Annotated in this window: 8 protein-coding genes and 1 pseudogene; 8 read left to right on the top strand and 1 reads right to left on the bottom strand. The window is 42.3% G+C overall.

Annotated elements, in window-relative coordinates; all coding sequences use genetic code 11:
- Nucleotides 1-180 precede the first annotated feature (180 nt).
- The 5 genes from L7A31_RS05065 to L7A31_RS05085 all read left to right on the top strand — a co-directional run bounded on the left by L7A31_RS05065 (nt 181) and on the right by L7A31_RS05085 (nt 9,398).
- Complete coding sequence (locus L7A31_RS05065) at nt 181-1,647, top strand: mannitol dehydrogenase family protein (protein WP_237360413.1); 1,467 nt, start codon at nt 181-183, stop codon at nt 1,645-1,647.
- 44 nt (nt 1,648-1,691) lie between these two features.
- Nucleotides 1,692-3,104 (top strand): glucuronate isomerase, encoded by a 1,413-nt coding sequence (gene uxaC, locus L7A31_RS05070; RefSeq protein ID WP_237360414.1) that lies wholly within the window; start codon nt 1,692-1,694, stop codon nt 3,102-3,104.
- Nucleotides 3,105-3,238: 134 nt separating this feature from the next.
- Nucleotides 3,239-5,209: a HAMP domain-containing methyl-accepting chemotaxis protein gene (locus L7A31_RS05075; RefSeq protein ID WP_237360415.1), complete on the top strand. Its 1,971-nt coding sequence runs from the start codon at nt 3,239-3,241 to the stop codon at nt 5,207-5,209.
- 33 nt (nt 5,210-5,242) lie between these two features.
- Complete coding sequence (locus tag L7A31_RS05080; protein WP_237360416.1) at nt 5,243-6,472, top strand: ABC transporter substrate-binding protein; 1,230 nt, start codon at nt 5,243-5,245, stop codon at nt 6,470-6,472.
- Between the two features lie 1,195 nt (nt 6,473-7,667).
- On the top strand, nt 7,668-9,398 hold the full coding sequence (locus L7A31_RS05085) for a S8 family serine peptidase (protein WP_237360417.1): 1,731 nt from the start codon (nt 7,668-7,670) through the stop codon (nt 9,396-9,398).
- 228 nt (nt 9,399-9,626) lie between these two features.
- Here L7A31_RS05085 and L7A31_RS05090 read toward each other — a convergent pair.
- A pseudogene (locus L7A31_RS05090) lies at nt 9,627-9,987 on the bottom strand (transposase); the annotation flags it as partial.
- Nucleotides 9,988-10,221: 234 nt separating this feature from the next.
- On the opposite strand from L7A31_RS05090, the gene L7A31_RS05095 reads away from it, so the two are divergent.
- Genes L7A31_RS05095 through L7A31_RS05105 form a run of 3 tightly spaced genes read left to right on the top strand, consistent with a single transcriptional unit; the run spans nt 10,222 to nt 14,275 of the window.
- A complete protein-coding gene (locus L7A31_RS05095; RefSeq protein ID WP_237360418.1) occupies nt 10,222-10,950 on the top strand; it encodes a DUF4956 domain-containing protein in 729 nt (242 codons plus the stop codon).
- A 2-nt stretch (nt 10,951-10,952) separates the two neighbouring features.
- Nucleotides 10,953-13,589 carry a CotH kinase family protein gene (locus L7A31_RS05100; RefSeq protein WP_237360419.1) on the top strand — a complete coding sequence of 879 codons (2,637 nt, stop codon included), beginning with the start codon at nt 10,953-10,955 and terminating at the stop codon, nt 13,587-13,589.
- A complete protein-coding gene (locus L7A31_RS05105) occupies nt 13,586-14,275 on the top strand; it encodes a polyphosphate polymerase domain-containing protein (RefSeq protein WP_354003806.1) in 690 nt (229 codons plus the stop codon). Before L7A31_RS05100 ends, L7A31_RS05105 begins: the two co-directional genes overlap by 4 nt.
- Nucleotides 14,276-14,320 lie beyond the last annotated feature (45 nt).

Genomic DNA, 14,320 nt, shown 5'->3' on the forward strand with positions numbered 1-14,320 from the left:
TTTTTTACAATATAGATCACATAAAGTGTTAGGGACATGTTCTAAAATGCGCAAAAAAGACCTAGAAAGTCCTGTTCTAGCTTTAGGATGAATTCACTGTCCTAGATCAGCAGTATTGTTCTGGTAGTACCACACTAAGAATTGGAATACCAATTTATCCAGTATTGTAAGAGATGAAAAATGCACAACATTTCGAACACCAAACTAAATGAAGAAGTAAGGCCCCTACAATATGATCGCAGTTCATTGAAAACTCGAATTATTCACCTTGGATGTGGGGCTTTTCATCGTGCGCATCAAGCCGTATTTACCGATGAAGTGCTCAGTAAAACTCAATCTAATTGGGGTATTTGTGCGATAAGTTTGTTTAGTAGCCAGGGGCTAATTAAGGATCTACGAAACCAAGAGCATCTATTTTCTGTGGTAGAAAAAGGCTCTGAATCGACTAATGTAAAAGTCATTGGTTCAATAAAGGAAACGCTTCATCCCGCATTAGATGGCGTAGAAGCAGTGTTAGAAAAGTTTGCTGAACCTCAAATCGCGATCATCTCGACAACAATCACTGAAAAAGGCTATTGCATCGATCCTGCAACCGGTACGTTGGATACTAATAATCCGGTAATCATTGAAGATATTGCTCAACCAAATAAACCTAAATCTGCTCTGGGTTACATAGTGCAAGGATTGAAGCTACGCCGCGATCGACAGCTTCCTCCAGTTACCGTGATGTCTTGCGATAACCTGCAAGAAAATGGTCGTGTTGCAAAACAAGCAGTGTTGGCATTTGCTCGGCTGGTTGAGCCCGAGTTAAGTCAATGGATTGAAAACAACGTCAGTTTCCCTAATACCATGGTGGATCGCATTGTTCCGGCCACCACACCTGAAACACTGGATGAAATCGCCAGATTAGTGGGTGTTAACGACCCATGTGGCGTTGCCTGTGAACCTTTTCGCCAATGGGTGATTGAGGATAACTTCGTTGCGGGCAGACCAAGTTGGGACCTAGCAGGCGCTCAATTTGTTGACAACGTAGCTCCTTACGAGGAGATGAAGCTGCGTATGCTAAACGGAAGCCACTCATTCTTAGCTTATCTAGGATACCTTGCTGGCTACTCGTACATTTCCGATACCATGCACGATGAAGGCTTTAAACGAACAACGTTAGAGTTAATGATGAACACTCAAGCTCCATCGCTGAACATGCCAAACGGGACCGATTTAAACGCCTACGCGAACAAACTCATTGACCGCTTTAGCAACTCAAACCTCAAACATAAGACTTGGCAAATTGCGATGGATGGCAGCCAGAAAATACCACAACGTTTTGCTGGAAGCCTGTCGTACCACCTTGAAAACGGTTCAGACTTCTTCCTTATTGCTCTCGCTATTGCGGGCTGGATGAAATACGTATCTGCGAAAGACGAACAAGGGAATGATATCGACGTTCGAGATCCAATGGCAGAGAACCTTAAAAGGATATCTGAACAACACGGATCTGACAGCACGGCTGTCCCTGCTCTACTTTCCATTGAATCTATTTTCCCTACGGAAATTGGCAGCAACCCACGAGTTATCGATGCCGTAACCCGCGCATATCAAACACTGATAGAAAATGGCTCAAAAGCTACAATTAACTCAGTTGACTAACAATATAAACAACCCAGTGAAACAGGCTTGGCGAGAAATTAAATATGAAAACTTTTCTGTGTGAAGACTTTCTTCTCTCGAATGAAACCGCCCGAAAACTTTATCACGACCACGCTGCATCGCAGCCAATCTATGATTACCATTGCCATTTAAACCCAGCAGAAATTGCACAAAATCGACAGTTTACCAATATCAGTCAAGTCTGGTTGGAGGGCGATCACTATAAATGGCGTGGGATGCGAGCCGCTGGCATAGAAGAGCGCTATATCACTGGTGATGCAAGCGACTATGACAAGTTTCTCGCTTGGTCTCAAACGGTACCAAAAACTCTGGGGAACCCCTTGTACCACTGGTCTCATCTCGAGCTAAAACGTCCATTTGGCATCACGAATACTTTACTCGGCCCAGAGACTGCGCAACGAATTTGGCACGAATGTAATGAGCGATTAGCAACGCCTGAGTTTTCTGCTCGTGGGATAATGCAACAGATGAATGTCGAGATGGTTGGCACAACTGACGATCCAGTTGACTCCCTAGAGTATCACCAGCAGATAGCCGAAGATGACACGCTTGATATCAGAGTATTGCCAAGCTGGCGTCCTGATCGTGCTTTCAAAATTGAGTTAGAAGGTTTTGCTGATTACATCAATGAGCTGGGCCGCGTTAGCGATGTGTCAATTACACACTTTAGCGATCTTATCGATGCGTTAGACAAGCGGCTAATTCATTTCAATCAACACGGTTGCCGCGCTGCCGATCATGGTATTGAGAATATGTGTTATGCGCCTATTCCGATTGAAAAAGAATTGGATCAATTGCTTACAAAACGTCTTGCTGGTGAAACTTTAACAGATCAAGAATGTGCGCAATTCTCAACCGCTGTGCAAGTTTGGTTAGGCTCGCGCTATTCAGAACTTGGCTGGGTGATGCAGTTGCACATCGGCGCACAGCGCGACAATAACAGCCGAATGTTTAAACTGCTTGGTTCAAACACCGGTTATGACTCTATTGGCGATAAGCCGTATGCTCTACCGCTTGCCCAGCTATTAAACGAAATGGATAAAGAGAACAAACTACCGCGCACTATTCTCTATTGTCTGAACCCTCGCGACAACGAAATGCTAGCTTCGATGATTGGCAACTTTCAAGGTGACGGTATTGCCGGCAAGATACAATTTGGTTCGGGTTGGTGGTTTAACGATCAAAAAGACGGCATTCAAAGACAACTCGAACAGTTAGCTCAGTTTGGCTTGCTCAGTGAGTTTGTCGGAATGCTCACCGATTCGCGTAGCTTCCTCTCTTACACTCGCCATGAATATTTCCGAAGAATCTTGTGCAACATTGTAGGTACTTGGGTAGAAAGTGGTGAAGTTCCCAACGATATGTCATTGCTAGCACCAATGATTGAAAACATCTGCTTTGGCAACGCGAAGCGATATTTTGAAGATAGAGGCTAACCTCTCCAAGCCTATTAAGCCTCGTATGTCATCGCGCTGAACACTATAAAAATGAATAAAGCGCTTCATTACCTGTGAAGAATACCGACATATAAACTAAGTTTATTGATAGTGTTATTTTTAGGTATGGACGCATGAGGCTAAATATTGTTCAAAGAGTCATTGGTGGCTATCTCATCATGTTTTTGTTGCTAGCTTCACTAGGTGGAATCAGTTACCTAAAACTAGCAACTGTCGAATCTCACGTACATCAGGTGACTCAGCAAGCCACACCTTTACTGGTAGAAATCTCACAACTTCAAACCGCCGTTCTTAAAAGCCAAAGAAGCCTTCTCGAATACATTACTTATACGGATGTGCAATCTCTTTCCTCTATTCGGGAAGCATTCGACCAACAGAAATCGGCATTTAATACCACTCTCGAAGACCTCAAGTCATCCAATCTCAAAAGTGATCAAACCAATGTCATTACCACAGCATCCGAGGCCTATTTTTCAGTTGCCGATGATGTTATGAGCAATCAATTGGATTACATCAAATTAACTCAAGAGCTAAATAACGCTCGTGAGGTTTTCGTAAAATATGAGGATGCCTTCCAAAAAGTCACTTTATTGCTACTAGATAAAGTGAGTAAAAGTCGATCTCAAAGTAATAAAGTTGACCGTTTAACCAGTGGAATCAAGCGGGATTTGCGGACACTGCGTGCTGCTCGAATCGATATGGATTTAACAAAACTAATCAAAACATTTACCAAGAACGTCAATCGTGCAAAACAGGGAATCGGCAGCATTAAAGTGAGTGCCGGAGTTATTTCTCGGTTTGAAAAGACAATAGCAAAGCTTGAAGAAGCGGGTATATCAAGCAAAGGTATGTTACCGCTAATGATGGAACAGAGGAAACTGCAAAGCGATATCCGTCAGCTAATAGAAAGTGCTCAAACAAACACCCGAACAATGGAAGCAGAGGTAGAAAAATTGGCTTCGCTTGCACTTAGTGAGGTTGACTCTGCGAGCGAAGTGACCACCAAATCTGTCCATGATGCCGAATTGCTCATAGTGGTCATGACGCTCGCTTCAGCGTTAGTGGCTGCCATTATCGGCTACACGACGTCGAAAGCCATTCACAAGCCTTTATCACTGATAAACCGCGTGCTCCGAAAAATGACTCAAGGCGACATGACACACTATGTTGCCTACCAATCGAGCAGTGAATTTGGTGAGCTATCTAGTTCTATCGACCAACTCGTTTCAGAGATGAAAAACCTGTTGTCGCAAATAAATTCAGGTTCAGATAGTTTGGCAGAGGAAGCTCAGAATGCGTCACAAATCAGTGAAGCAACCATGTCTCGCGTATCCACTCAGAAGCAACAAATTGAGCTTATTGCAGCCGCTATATCCCAAATGGAAGTCAGTGTGTCAGAGGTGTTTAGAGCAACAGAGCAATCACAAAAAGAAGTCGTTGGTGCCAATGAATCCACCCAAGTAAGTCGAGAGCAAGTCGCTAGCAATTTAAAGCTGGTCGAAGAGCTGTTCCAAGAAATAAATACCGCGGTCGATATTACCCACAAATTAGACAAAGTGAGCAACGACATTGGTAACATCCTAGATGTAATTAGAGGCATCGCGGAACAAACAAACTTATTAGCCCTTAACGCTGCAATTGAAGCAGCTAGAGCGGGAGAGCATGGACGTGGATTCGCCGTAGTTGCAGATGAAGTCAGAACACTAGCAACACGTACTCAACAATCAACCGTTGAAATTCAATCCATGATTGAGAGCTTACAAACTAGCTCTGAGCAAGTTGTCCAAGTAATGAACAAAAGCCAAGACAAAACTCAAGAGTGCGTAGAACAGAGCCGTATTACAGACAACACGCTTCAATCTGTCGCTGAGCGCATGGAGTCAATCAATGACATGAGTATGCAAATTGCGCATGCTTCAGAAGAACAAATCGCTGTCAGCCGAGATATAGCAAAAACAATCAATGAAATATCGGAAGTTGCGAGTGAAACCGAAACTGAAGCGAGAAGTGCTTCATCTGTGAGTGATGTGCTCGCTCAATTAGCCCAAGAACAAAGCACATTAGCTCATAAATTTAAGGTTTAGTTATGGACTGTTAAATCAAACGTAGGGATTGCTATGAAATACTTTTTAAAATCGTTGGTTTTCTTTGCCGTGTGTTTTTCTGCAATAGCGCAAAGTGGAACGTTAGTGATTGAAAGCTGGCGCGAAGATGGTGACATTTGGAATAACAAAATAATTCCAGCATTCACGGCTCAATATCCAAATATTAAAGTCGAATATAAACATACCGTCGCAACAGAGTATAACGATCAACTCAATCAAAGACTCAAAGGTGGCAATGCCGGCGATATCATTACATGTCGTCCATTTGATGACTCTCTAAAGCTTTATCAAGCAGGCCATCTTGAAGATCTCACTGATGTTGATGGAATGGAAAACTTCCCCTCATTTGCACAATCCGCATGGCAAACAGACGATGGTGCTGTGACATTTTGTTTGCCTCTCGCTTCAGTTATTCACGGATTCTTCTATAACAAAGCCATCTTCTCTGAGTTAGGTTTACAGGAGCCAAAAACTGTTGCAGAGTTTTTTGTTGTATTAGAGAAAGTTCAAGGCCAAGGAAAATATCTACCTATCGCTATGGGGACAAAAGATAAATGGGAAGCGGCAACAATGGGCTTTCAAAATATCGGGCCCAACTATTGGAAAGGTGAAGACGGTCGCTTTGCATTGATTTCAGGCGAAGGCAAACTGTCCTCAGCAGAGTATGTGGCCGTTTTAGAACAGCTCGCTCGTTGGGGCCAATTTATGGGCGAGCACCAAGCTCGTGGATATGTTGAAGCCATCAAAATTTTCGCTGATGGAAAAGCCGCAATATATCCGGCAGGTTCATGGGATATTTCCGCGTTTAACAACAAAATCGAATTAGGCGTATTCAGACCGCCAGTCTCCAATAGCGGTGATGATTGCTTCATCAGTGATCACACCGATATTGGTATTGGTGTCAACGTCAACAGCAAAAACAAAGAAGAAGCAATGACGTTTATACGCTGGATGGCAAGTGAAGAATTTGCTGGCATCTTCACCAACGCATTACCAGGTTTCTTCTCTTTGTCTAACCATTTCATCGATGTTCAAGATGAAACCGCGAAAAAAATGATAGCTTGGAGGGAAGAGTGCGACTCTACTATCCGTAACTCATATCAAATTCTCAATCGCGGCAAACCCAGCCTAGAACTAGAGATTTGGGAAACAAGTGTCGGTGTTATTGGTGGTACGATGCAGCCACAGGATGCAGCGAATCGCCTACAAACTGGCCTAGAAGGTTGGTACAAACCTGAATAAAACTAATCCAACTAGATTGTCCATCAGTGACCTCAACTGACATGAGTAATTTGCAATGAATGTCAGTTGAGGTTTGCCAAACAAGCAATGTGGATAGTCGCTCTTTGATTTGATGCTCTACTCCTACCCCATACATGATATCCGCTTAAAAATTCCCGAATTCTCTAATTATTCTTACTGCCACCCAATTTTATAAGTATCTGCCTTTCTATAAATCGGCCCTAGAGTCACTATGCTTTAGCATAAATAATAATTTTAAACCAACAAAACCAAAGTGTTAGAAAGCTTAAAATCTTCCAGTTGAAATATATTCACTGACATACAAACTCCAAAAACTGTTTTGTAATTGTTCTTGACCTCAACCTAAGTTGAGGATTTATGCTGACTCAAAATGTGGAAACCGGAGATCAGAAAGATGCAAAACAACTATATCAAAGCACTCGCAATAAAAACCTTTCAGGAGCAGCCAACGAGAGAATATCGTAAAAGTACAGACAAGCATTTTCACTTTCGTAGCTTTTGCGTCGGAGTAGCAACCTCTACGATAGTTTTGTTGGTTTTATAGTCGGAAAAATTTAGATCTAGCTGAGGCGGCGGATTTATCTCAAATAGTTAAACACCGTTGCCCGCCCCATATACAGGATGTTTACAACATGATCAGCTGTGGGATGAACCTCGTAGTAGGCTTTAATGTTTGATCAGAATTTGCAGTGTATTGCAGGGAATCGTCACAGGCTCATAGGTAAAGTTTGATCATTTATGAAGGCGTTCGTGCCGTATTTACCCTAGCAAGTGACAATAAAGATTGATCACTTCTGAGCTCAGTTTTGGACAATTCCAAGTTAGACTTTTAGCTCTATATGTAAATTTCAGATTAATATTTCTATGCGCTAACGCCCGCTTTAATGATGAGAAACGTTGCGATATCGCTTAAGTACCCCACCGTAAACAATAAACCTAAATCAAACCAGTTATTCTCACATGTGCCAATAACTGGCATTAATAAGTTAATTTCGGCTAAAGCTTTGAGTGTAATTCTTTCTATTTAGTTGAAATTGGATTGACAGCTTTTACTGACAAGACTAGGGCTATAATCAAAGCTGAGCGCATTATTACCAAGTGTTCTAAGGGCATTAGGGCAGCGTTAATCTATATTTAATAGAGCAGTCTCTAAGCTTTAACCGAGGAACACACAATGCAACCAATAACCAAGTCTACACTATTTGCCTTAGTCCTCGGTATTTTCCTATCAACTACTGCATATTCTCAATCACAACCTAATTTACAAAGCTACATCGTTGTTCTTAACGACAATGCCGTTCCTGAAGAAGTTGCCGAAGAAATAGCCTTAAAAGCCAATGGGCAGGTAGGTTATGTTTTTGAACATGTCATTAAAGGTTTCTCTATCTCAATTCCCGCTGTAGCGGTAAATGGTATCTTAAATAATCCTAAAGTGTCTTACGTTGAAGAAGACATTCCAATGACCGCATTTGCCCAGCAGGTACCTACAGGGGTTGAACGAATTTTTGCTGATAAAACTGCTCTCGATATAGACGATTTCGATGATTATCGAGTGGACGTTGATGTGGCTGTACTTGATACAGGCATAGACTTGGAACATAGTGATTTAAATGTGGTTGGTGGCGCAAATTGTCTTAACCATTCTGGTGGTCCTCCTCACAGACGAGCTTACTATTGTGACGAAGCACAAGGTGGTGACGATGACCATTATCACGGTACACACGTAGCAGGAACCATTGCAGCCCTTGATAACAATATTGGTGTTGTGGGCGTTGCACCTGGCGCTCGCCTTTGGGCATTAAAGGTACTCGATTCTCAAGGTTCTGGTACACTTTCTGGCATCATTGCAGGAGTTGATTGGGTTGCCGCTCAAGGTGATATCGAAATCATCAATATGAGTTTAGGAGGCTCTGGCTCAAGCACTGCAATGGATGATGCTATTGAAGCCGCATTTAACAGTGGTGTGACAGTTATAGTCGCAGCGGGCAACAGTGATGCCGACAGTGCCAACTATACTCCAGCGAATTCCCCAAAAGCGATTACCGTGTCAGCACTTGCTGATTTTGATGGACTTGCAGGTGGTTTAGGCTCAGCTACCTGCCGAACAGACCAAGATGACACGTTAGCCGATTTTAGTAATTGGGGCGCTACGGTAGATATTGCGGCTCCTGGTGTGTGTATTCTTTCCACTTACCCTATCGAAAAAGGAAATTACGGCACCATAAGTGGAACATCAATGGCATCACCTCATGTTGCAGGAGCTGCCGCCTTACTTGCAAGTAATAATGACAGCCCGCAAACGATATGGGACACCTTGGTTAGTAATGGCAACTTTAATTGGGCAGATGATTCAGGCGATAACAATTTAGAGCCGTTGCTGGACATAAGCTCCCCTGTCTTTTCTCCAAAACTTATTCTTACTGGAGATGTTGGCAATAACTCACCAACTGCGCAGTTTACCTTTTCATGCACTCTATTAGCGTGTGATTTTGACGCATCTACATCCTCTGATAGCGACGGTTCAATTACGTCTTACGCGTGGAATTTTGGCGATGGTAACACTGATAACGGTGAAACAACCAGCCATACGTTTGCAAGCGGAGGAACTTATACTGTTTCTCTAACGGTGACAGACGATGATTTAGCTACAGGGGATACGCAAGCTGATGTAACAGTTAGTGACAGCAATGAATCTCCCACGCTATTAACCAACAGCACCAATAATGGCTCAAATTGGACGGCTATAGTGTACTACTCCACAAATGATGCTCTTAACGGCAGTTGGTCTTCAGGCTCAGGTACATGCTCTGGCAATACATGCACACAAAGTGGCATTCCAAAACGCCAATCAAGTGTTAATTTTACCAGCGACCAAGGCGTTACTGTGACCATTTACAAACCATAACAATTGAACGGTATTGTGATTGCTTTGATCGTCGAGCCTTGACTAGGTCGCGCTATCTGCTGTGTAATATTGGCTTAATTATTCATATAGAAGATAACTTTGTAGTGAGATATCAGTAATGGTGAGGCTTAGCCAGGTTTTGGATAGATCTTCCCTAAGTCTTGTGGCTTTGTTGCGTAATTCGGACAGGAAACCAAGCCGCCTAGAATTGAGTGATTCTTATACAACTCACTGAGTTTCAGGCATACCAAGTCCTGTAAGCTTGTTCAACGCTTTAATCATGGCGTAGCACCAACCTGAGCATTGTAGGCTCTCAGGCTTTTCCCACCTAGCAACTGCTTCACTCGATACATGGCTGTTTCTGAGAGTGAACGCTTGTGATAACCATATCGTTTTTTTCATTTCTTGTTTGAGCCGTAGAGTTTCTGGCTACCTACCGCCAGATTGCGAGGGTGTCCTCGTTCCCAGAAAGGTGCTGGCGGGATAAGCGGAACCGCTCGCTTTACTCGTATAGCATCGTGGTAATTTCGTGTTTCATAGTGCCATCACCTGATATCTCCATGACTTTACGACGTGTCTGTTTCAGCAAAATGAATGTCAAAATGCAACTCATTAAGAGGCAGTGACCGTTTTCTTTCTAAAGCTCATTCGAATCCACTTTCTTATAAACTAATAACGTATTTTAAATCATATAAATATAAGTTGTATTCAACATAGTAATCAACACATCGTATTTATGGTTCATTCTTTGCTCAAGCTATAAATAATATTCATTTCTATGCAGTGTAAACTCCTGCATTAGCAGCAAGGACGTAACCTTATTATGGAAACTGTCGATCCTCTTTTAATTGCGTTTCTCCCTAAAGACATTCGCAACATGTTTTTTCCATTCGAGAGTGTTCAGTTAGCCGCATTGCTATTAAATCTGCTGATAGGTTTTGCAATGGCGAGTCTCATAGGCTATCACTTTAGAAAGTACGCCAGTGCATTTTGTAACAGACAAGATTTCTCGCGTTTGTTCCCACTGCTTATGCTGAGTGTTATTTTGATAATCACCGTTGTTAAGGCGTCCCTAGCCTTAGCGTTAGGGCTTGTTGGTGCATTATCAATCGTCCGCTTCAGGACACCGATTAAAGAGCCAGAAGAGCTGCTCTATCTATTTTTGAATATAGTCGTCGCTGTCGCACTAGGTGCAGGTCAAACCCTTGCAGCAGTCCTAGCTTGTATTGTTACGTTACTTTTAGTTACGCTCCTAAAAAATAAAGACGCCAACTCTAACGTTGAAAACGGGCTATTCCTTTCATTAAATCACCAATGTGATCAAGGCTATAAGGAAGGAACGCTAGTAACCAATCTCAAATTAATTTTGGAGCAGCATGCCGAGCGAATTGAACTTCGTAGGATTGACATCAGTGACACTCAATTCGATGCGACTTTCTTTATTTCTATACGTGATGAGCATCAAGCCGATCAGTTCATCTCTGCATTGAAATCAGAATACTCTGGTATCAACATTTCATTGCTAGAACAACATAATATCGCGGGTGTATAAGTATGCGCTTGGATACCCCTCAACCATCAACAAACCGAAGGAGCAAAGGTATCTATGCTCTTTGCATAGTGGCAATCCTACTTTTGGTTTTACCTACGACCAACTCGGTTAAGTCTTTCTTGGTCGATAAAGGATATGTGGCAACCAACCTTGCTCCTCAGGATAAAGCCGTTGAGTTGATTGAAAACCTACTTCTAGCACCAATCCGCTGGTACTTTGCCAAAACAGACCTTCCGACGCTCAAAATTGACATCAAATATCAAGATTGGCTCAAACTTAAAGCAGATCGTGATATTGCTTTCTCTCAGGGTTCTATACCGGAAATGCGTAATGAAGTCTCCGCTTTCGTTTATCATGAACAGAACAAAATCCCCGCAAAAATCCGCCTACAAGGAGATATGCTTGACCACATTAATAAACCCAACAGATGGTCGTTTAAAGTCACATTAAAGAACAAGCAAGCTCTTTTCGAATCACGCAGGTTCGCGTTGGTTGCACCAAGCGTCCGAATCAATCAAGGCGCTAGCCTTTTCGCCAAGAGCTTGCAGACAGCAGGGTTTGACATAATTTCACCCAAAAATATTCCCGTAAAAGTAATTGTAAACGGTGATGACTGGGGAGTAATGCTACTAGAGCAAGCGTTTAGCCAAAGCTTATTAGCTACTAATAACAGGACTGAAGGCTTAATCATCAGGCTCGATCTGCACTCTGAGAGTTCGAGTAATAATGGTAGTGTGACGCGCGTGCTTAAGCCACGAGAGATACAGAGGAAAACTATTCTGAATAATCATTCGTTATCAAAGCAGCGTCAGCTTGCTTTAGCCCTAATGAATGACTTTCTGACTAACGACCGCCCTGCCAGTGATGTGTTTGACGCTGCAAGATTAGGACAGTATCTAGCGATGGTCGATTTATGGGGGGCTTGGCACGCGTTAACGTGGAATAATTGGCGTTGGTACTACAATCCTCATACTGCTAAATTAGAGCCAATTCAAAGTGATGTCGCTGTTACTCCTGCTCCACATATTTGGCTTATGCAGCCGCCCAGCCATACTTTTAAGCTAAGTAAAGCGATGCTTAAAGACCCAATTATAATGGCGCAATATCAAGAGGCTAAAACAGCCCTACTCACTAGATTAGATAACCATATCATTCCAGCTCTCAAGGCATTTGAAGATGAGTTTAACCACAAGCTGCACACTGATAGCCCTTTGATCTCAGGTTTTGACTATGAAGTGATGAAGCTACAAGCACATTGCTGGGAATCTGGCTATTCTTCTTCCCCATGCGACATGATAAAGCCTCTCAACACCCAATTACATAAACAAATAGATGTATTTTTGGCTCAAAGTAACTGGGATTTAGCCAGTGCACTAGTGGGTAGTTCAACTCAAACTATTTTGCATGTTAGAAACAATGATAGGGTTCCTTTAGTCATAAAAGGGCTTGAGGGCATCTCTAAATTCGATGAGATAAACACCCTTGATAATGTCAATGATCGTTTACCTATACAACTCCTATCAGGCGAAAGTACTTCGTTTACTTTACCGAGAAATATCAAAGCGATTAATGTTGCTGCTGGTTTAGAAGGAAAAAGTATACAGCCGTTCCATTTCATCAAAAATGAGACCCCACTAAGTTTTTTTCCTAGAGGGAGTGAACATTCCACTAATGGATTTCCTTTCAACCACTTTATCGACCGCTCTATAGGCCAATGGGTATTGAAGCGAGGAGACTGGCTTATCGACCGTTATCTCATCACACCCCAAAATACGAAAGTCATCATACCACCAGGCACGAATTTAACCTTTAGCCGTGACGCTGGGATGATGGTATTTGGTTCTCTACAAGTTGACGGAACCTCAAACGACCCTGTCACTTTGACCAAAAGCCAAGAGGCAGCAAAATGGTCTGGTTTAAGTGTATTTGCTCCCACCTCATACACTAGACACTCTATTCGTCATATGAAACTGAGTTATGCAAGCAGTCCTAAACTAGGATTGTGGCAACCACGTGGAGCAATCTATTTCGTCAATGGCATAGTTAAAATGGACAATGTCTCCATATCAGATAATCAATCAGAAGACGGCCTTAACATTGTCAATGCACATATTCATATTGACCAACTATCAATAAGCAATGCTTTATCTGATGCATTTGATTGCGATTTTTGTACAGGGACACTCAAAAACAGTGCGTTTGACAACATAGGTTTTCGATCCGGCGGTGACGGCCTAGATGTAAGTGGTTCAAACCTCAACTTACATAATCTTTCTTTCAATAACGTACGTGACAAAGCCATTTCTGCAGGAGAACGAAGCCAGTTGAACATTAAAGAAGCCTACTTCGATGATGTGAATTTTGGACTTGTCGCAAAAGATGATTCACGAATAGTAGCAGACAAGGTTACAGCGGCCAACATTAAGCATAATGCCCTAATGAGCTATTCAAAAAAATCCATTTTTGGTCCTGCGTCTATGCAAGTTACCCAATATCAGTGCAGTGATCTTAACTGCGACCAGAAAAATGTTTCCGAAGTCGGCAGTGTTTTAGTGGTCAACAACGTTGAGGTACCAGTACAACAGTTAAACGTTAAAAACCTGTATAACACCGTGATGAAATCGGACAAACCAAGATGAATTTACCTAACCGAGAGTACCGCTTTGAAGTCAAGGTGCCGGTTCCTTTAAATAGGTTGCACCGGTTACAAACTTGGCTTATGACTAATTCTTTAATGTTTCATGACCATCACTCCATGCGCGACGTGAACAGCTTATACCTTGATACGCCAATGCTTGCACGATATGAAGAAAACCTGAGCGGTATTAGCACCCGAAAGAAAGTGAGAATACGTTGGTACAACGACTTAAATAATGCGACCAGTGCTAAACTTGAATTTAAACATCGTCAAGCAAGTAAAGGGTACAAAGTTACATTTGATACATCTTTAGATTTACTGAAACCGAATTTTAGCTGGTTTCAAGAATTGAAATACTGCTACGATCAGTTAACGACGCAAGGGCGCTCATTATGGGGTACAGAGCAAACCCCTATTATTATTTGTCGCTATCGTCGGCAATACCTAATTTCACAGTGTAATAGAATACGCGTAACCATTGACTCCAATATAGTTGTTTACGAGCAGCGATATCAGTTTTCCGCGAATTTAGAAAGGTACGTTTCTCTTGGTGACTATGTGTTGATGGAAATAAAAACTGACGCTGAAAATGAACAATTACTTAGCCAGTTAATGTCTACTTGCCCTCTAAGACCTTCACGTCACTCGAAATACGTCAACGGTATCCGGAACCTGATTTGGCGATAAACGGTCATCCTAACTCACCGGTTTGGGTGCAATGGTTGTACTTAC

Origin of the sequence: Vibrio marisflavi CECT 7928, from assembly GCF_921294215.1 — a bacterium.
GTDB lineage: Bacteria > Pseudomonadota > Gammaproteobacteria > Enterobacterales > Vibrionaceae > Vibrio > Vibrio marisflavi.

Coding starts and splice junctions, on each gene's coding strand:
- L7A31_RS05065 (WP_237360413.1), top strand. CDS start 181: ATGCACAACATTTCGAACACCAAACTAAATGAAGAAGTAAGGCCCCTA.
- uxaC (WP_237360414.1), top strand. CDS start 1,692: ATGAAAACTTTTCTGTGTGAAGACTTTCTTCTCTCGAATGAAACCGCC.
- L7A31_RS05075 (WP_237360415.1), top strand. CDS start 3,239: ATGAGGCTAAATATTGTTCAAAGAGTCATTGGTGGCTATCTCATCATG.
- L7A31_RS05080 (WP_237360416.1), top strand. CDS start 5,243: ATGAAATACTTTTTAAAATCGTTGGTTTTCTTTGCCGTGTGTTTTTCT.
- L7A31_RS05085 (WP_237360417.1), top strand. CDS start 7,668: ATGCAACCAATAACCAAGTCTACACTATTTGCCTTAGTCCTCGGTATT.
- L7A31_RS05095 (WP_237360418.1), top strand. CDS start 10,222: ATGGAAACTGTCGATCCTCTTTTAATTGCGTTTCTCCCTAAAGACATT.
- L7A31_RS05100 (WP_237360419.1), top strand. CDS start 10,953: ATGCGCTTGGATACCCCTCAACCATCAACAAACCGAAGGAGCAAAGGT.
- L7A31_RS05105 (WP_354003806.1), top strand. CDS start 13,586: ATGAATTTACCTAACCGAGAGTACCGCTTTGAAGTCAAGGTGCCGGTT.